At 33.1% G+C, this 5,319-nt stretch carries 4 protein-coding genes; all 4 read right to left on the bottom strand.

All coding sequences use genetic code 11. From position 1 onward, the window contains the following. The coding region (gene recO / locus DIU01_RS15080) for a DNA repair protein RecO (RefSeq protein ID WP_290835892.1) at positions 1–472 on the bottom strand (472 nt) is incomplete at its 3' end. 4 nt (positions 473–476) lie between these two features. Continuing rightward, positions 477–1,505, bottom strand: coding sequence for a radical SAM protein (locus DIU01_RS15085; protein ID WP_290835894.1), 1,029 nt, complete (start codon positions 1,503–1,505; stop codon positions 477–479). Next, positions 1,506–3,800: a two-component regulator propeller domain-containing protein gene (locus DIU01_RS15090; protein ID WP_290835896.1), complete on the bottom strand. Its 2,295-nt coding sequence runs from the start codon at positions 3,798–3,800 to the stop codon at positions 1,506–1,508. 117 nt (positions 3,801–3,917) lie between these two features. After that, positions 3,918–5,261 carry an NADP-specific glutamate dehydrogenase gene (gdhA, locus tag DIU01_RS15095; protein WP_290835897.1) on the bottom strand — a complete coding sequence of 448 codons (1,344 nt, stop codon included), beginning with the start codon at positions 5,259–5,261 and terminating at the stop codon, positions 3,918–3,920. Positions 5,262–5,319 lie beyond the last annotated feature (58 nt).

Raw genomic sequence — 5,319 nt, forward strand, 5'->3', positions numbered from 1 at the left:
AATCCGCTTCAGAATTATCTGGGTAAAAACCTAAGAATTTTGTGATTTCTAGTAGTAAAATCAGATGAAAATTTGATGTTTCTTCGTGTGTATCTAACCAAAGTAATGCGGTTTCTAGAAACGTAAATAGGTTTTCGTTTTTTTCTTCTTCTTGAATGCTGTGATGTAACATTTCTGACAAGAACATGACAATAGTGCTCTTTACAATGTCGGTATTTATAGTTTGAAAAGCTGCTGCTAATTTTATTTCCTTAAAATGTTCTAAAGTGCCTTTATTCTTGTGATTGGCTTCGATTTCAAGAATAGTTAGTGGTTGAAAATAAGCAATTTTTTGATTGGATTTTTTACCCGAATAGGCACTTTGCACAAAATAACTTTTAAGTCCGTCGGATTGTGTGAAGCATTTTACAATCAAGCTTTTTTCTTGATACCGTAGTGATGAAATTACAATGGCTTTGGTTTTGACTAGCATTTACTTAATTGATATCTACGTTGTAATTAAGCATATTTCTGTTTAATTTTTCTAGTTTTTTCTTAGAAATAAAAATGTTTTTAAAGATTGTAAAGTTCCAATTGTTTTGCTTTTTCCATTGAGCAAACGTTTGGGTTTTCCAATCGAAATTTTCTTTCCAGACGAAATCTGGTCCAACATAGAAATTAGTATAAGGCACAAGATAGGAACTATTGTTAGTGTTTTGAACCACATTTTGATTGAAATCTCTTTTAATAGAACTTGGTGCAAGAAAGGTAATTTTTCTAGAAATCGCCTCGTTTTTAAGCTCACCAATAATTGCGGAATACTCGTTTTCTATCGCTGATAAGTCAAAATTATTGTATTCGGTTTCTCCGATTTTATCAATTGGACGAAATTGAATTGTGTCGATATTGTACTTGCCATAATCGGCAAAAAAATCTTTTAATTCGAAGAAATTGTCAACATTAAAGGTGTAATTTATTCTTAATGATAGGTTTTTATTAGTCGCCTTTTCATCTGAAATCCATTGTAAAACCTGATTAAATTTTGAGAAATCGCCTTTACTCATAAAGTTTTCATAGCTTTCTTTTTTTACACCATGCATAGAAAGTATAAACTCGTTCAATCCAGCTTTTGAATAATCTATAACATCTTTTTCGGTGAGTAGATTGCCGTTAGTAATTAGGCTTATATGGGGAATTTTGTATTCCTTACCAAGTTTTATTATATCTGTAACGTGTTTAAAAAGAGTTGGTTCTGCGCCACAACCTATTTGGAGTCGCAATGCATTTTTGTAGTTGATTTTAGCAAGAATTTCTAAATCTTCTTTTTTAAAAATTCCTTTAAGTTTTTTTACAATTTCATTGTCTGTAAAATAACACATTTTGCATCTAAGATTGCACGCAAGCACTGGATCAAACTGAATAGACAAATACCTTTTATTGGAAATACTCAACAACCATAGCCCTAAAAATTTTATTCTATGACTTTTTATAGATTGGTTGAGTTTAAGAATTTTATAAATATTCATCTATCTGATTATCATTACTTTTTTAACAGTAGTTTCTACAGCATCTTGAGCCGAAACAAAAATCATATAAACTCCTGAGGCAACTTTATATTTGCCAAAAGCAGTTCCGTCCCATTCTATTGTTCCTCCAGATGAAGTAGTTTCGAAAACTAAATTTCCTTCTATATCGGTAATTTTTATAATTGCTTTATCGGTTAATCCAGCAATTTTTATAGTTCCAGAAAACTCTGGTCGCACCGGATTTGGATAAACATAAACATTTTGCAACGTTTCTTCTGGTTTGGTAGAAGTGCCTTTAAATGAAACCAATCCTTTATCTGTAGCAAAGAAAACTTCGCCCGATACATTGTCAATTTCAATATCGTTTATCGTATTGCTTGGCAATGGCGAATTGTCTTTAGTAAATTGATAAATCGTTTCTTGACCGTTTGGAGAAACTAAATAAACTCCGGCATCAGCTAGAGCAACCCATTTTCTATTGGCGCCATCAACAGCTATATCATTTATAAATTGCTGAAAAAATAATTCTTGAGCTAATCCGTCTTCGTTTATAATGATATCTCTGGTTTGAATTAAATCTTGCGAAAGGAATTGGTCTACACTAGAAATAATTCGTAAACCTCTTGCAGTTCCAATCCACATTTGATTTCTATTATCAATAGCAACACATCTTACGTCAATATCGGGAAGATTTCCTAATGCTTCCGCTTTAATTACCATTGATTTATTGGATGTTTCGTTGTAGGCAATTAATCCGTTTCTTAAAGTTGGCAGCCATTTGGTATTGTTTTTATCAACCACAGGAATCGCATAACTTTCAAAATTAGTTTCGGGAATAACATCCGATAAATCGTAAGATTCCCAAGAACCGTTTGTTCTCAATACTTTTAATGCTTTTGCGACAAAATTATTGGTGATCCAAAGGTTTCCACTTCTGTCAAAAACTGGTCCGTTTATACGCGATCCTTCGTCTACACTTGGCGCTTGAATTCCGTTGGAACCAGTGTTTGTATTGTTTAATAATTCTGTTGGAACTCCATCAACTACTTTTAAAACTCCAGAGAAATAAGAGCTTATGTACAATTCATTTTCATTGTTAGGACTAAAGGCAATGTTTGATAATGATTTAGCTCCAAACAAATCAGCATAAGGAATAACGTCCCAACCGTCTTCTTGCGTTAATTTGCTTATTGGATATTGAAATGGACCAAATGGAGGTTGAAAATTATAAGGATTATAGTTTCTGTTGTATTTTCCAAAAAGCGTCCAAAGTGTTGATGTTGATTTTTTTACTCTAAAGACATCGTTTAAAACTGGTCCGTCTGGCATTATAAATTCGTAGGATGTTGGCGTTGAAATTGGGATTGAGATAATTCCGTTTTCATTGCTGCCAATAAAAATAATTTCTTCAAGTACCGTTGCACAAGAAAAAGTAACTGGAATATCGATAATTTGACTGGATAAAATATGTGCTATTTGAACCAAACTTTGATTGTAAACATAAACATGATTTAAAGTCGTTACAATAAAATAATTATTAGATGCTCTAACATCAATTATATTTTCTGGTAAAGTTATTTGTTCAACAAATGTTGTTCCGTTATATCTGTAGATTTTACTATCGGTTCTAGCAGCTATAATTTGATTTTCTAAGGAAGCAATACCAGCCCATTGATCGCCAATAACTGCCGACCATTGATTAAAATCTTCAAGAAAAGGATTCGCCAAAGAAGCTCTTCTAATTCCGTTATCTGTTGCTGCGTAAATAAATCCGTCTTTGGCTGTAGTTTGTCTCACTTTTAAAAAACTTCCTGATGGACCTAAAAAATAAGTGGAATCGAATTCTAACGTAGTTAAATTGAATACTGAAATCCCGTAATCGCACGAAATGTATACTTTTCCGTCAATTTCATAAAAACTATTGATTCGCTTAATAGTTGGAGCAACTGGAACTTCATCGATAATTCCTCTTCTTGGTACAATTGAACCGTCTGATTTTACTACTAATAAAAGTCCATTAGAGTTTCCTACAAGTGTTACATTTGTTGCATCACTTCTGTAAATAGCTGAAATTTCATCGGCTTTTAATCCGTCAATAGAATTAATTGTTGTTATGTCGCCTGTGAAAATTCCTTTAATAAAAAGTGCGTTTTCTGAAGCTCCGTAAATTGCATTGGCAGATTCAGAAATATCATAGATTTTATTGTATGAGAAATATCCCTTCCAAAGTAAATTGCCTTGAGAAAACGAAAATACTGATAGAAAAAGAGTTAGTATTAAAAATTTATAGCGCATTTTTTTTAATTCAGATTTACAAATATAGTATAAACGCAAATAACTTCTATTTAATATGCGTAAACAAAAAAATGCCTCCAATAATTGAAGGCATTTTGATATAAATTGAATATTTTTTTATACAATTCCTTGAGCAAGCATTGCATCGGCAACTTTTACGAAACCTGCGATATTTGCACCTTTAACATAGTCAACATATCCTGTAGAATCTGTACCGTATTTCACACAAGCTGCGTGAATATCGTGCATGATTCTTTTTAGTCTTTCGTCAACTTCTTCTGAAGTCCAGCTTAAACGTAACGAGTTTTGAGACATTTCAAGACCAGATGTTGCAACACCACCAGCATTAGATGCTTTTCCTGGTGCGAACAATATTTTAGCGTTTAAGAAAGCAGTTACAGCTTCTGGAGTTGAAGGCATATTTGCACCTTCAGCAACACAGATACAACCGTTTGCGATTAATGTTTTTGCTTCTTCTTCGTTCAATTCGTTTTGAGTTGCACAAGGTAAAGCTACATCACATTTTACTTCCCATGGACGTTTTCCAGCTACGAAAGTTGCGTTTGGATATTTAGTTACGTAATCAGAAATTCTTCCGTAGTTTACGTTTTTAATTTCCATTACATAAGCTAATTTTTCTGCATCAATACCATCAGCATCATAGATATAACCAGATGAATCTGACATTGTTACCACTTTTCCTCCAAGTTGTGTAGCTTTTTGGGTTGCATATTGCGCCACATTTCCAGAACCAGAAACAACTACTGTTTTACCAGTAAAGCTATCACCTTTAGTCGCAAGCATACTTTGTGCAAAATATACATCACCATAACCTGTAGCTTCTGGACGGATTAATGAACCTCCAAAAGAAATTCCTTTACCAGTTAAAACTCCAGTAAATTCATTTCTTAATCTTTTATATTGACCAAACATGTAACCAACTTCTCTTCCACCAACACCAATGTCTCCAGCAGGAACGTCTGTGTCAGCACCAATATGTTTAGATAATTCCGTCATAAACGCTTGACAGAATCTCATGATTTCAATATCTGATTTTCCTTTTGGGTCAAAATCAGCTCCACCTTTTCCTCCACCCATTGGTAAAGTTGTAAGTGAATTTTTGAACGTTTGTTCGAAAGCTAAGAATTTTAAGATGCTTAGGTTTACAGAAGGATGAAAACGAATTCCTCCTTTGTATGGTCCAATTGCAGAGTTCATTTGAATTCTGTAACCTCTGTTTACTTGAGTTTTTCCAGCATCGTCAATCCATGTTACTCTGAACATGATTACTCGCTCTGCTTCAACCATTCTTTCCAAAAGCATTTTGCCTTCGTATTTTTTATTTTCTTCGATAAAAGGAATTACTGTTTCGGCAACTTCCTTAACGGCTTGCATAAATTCTGGCTCGTTAGGATTTCTTTTAGCAACTGCTTCAATAAAGTTGTTGATACTTTGTGACATAAATTATAATATTAATGTTTAAGAAAACGTTTTCGTAATATTCGGCAAAGATACATTT

Origin of the sequence: Flavobacterium sp. (assembly GCF_003525665.1) — a bacterium.
Classification (GTDB): domain Bacteria; phylum Bacteroidota; class Bacteroidia; order Flavobacteriales; family Flavobacteriaceae; genus Flavobacterium.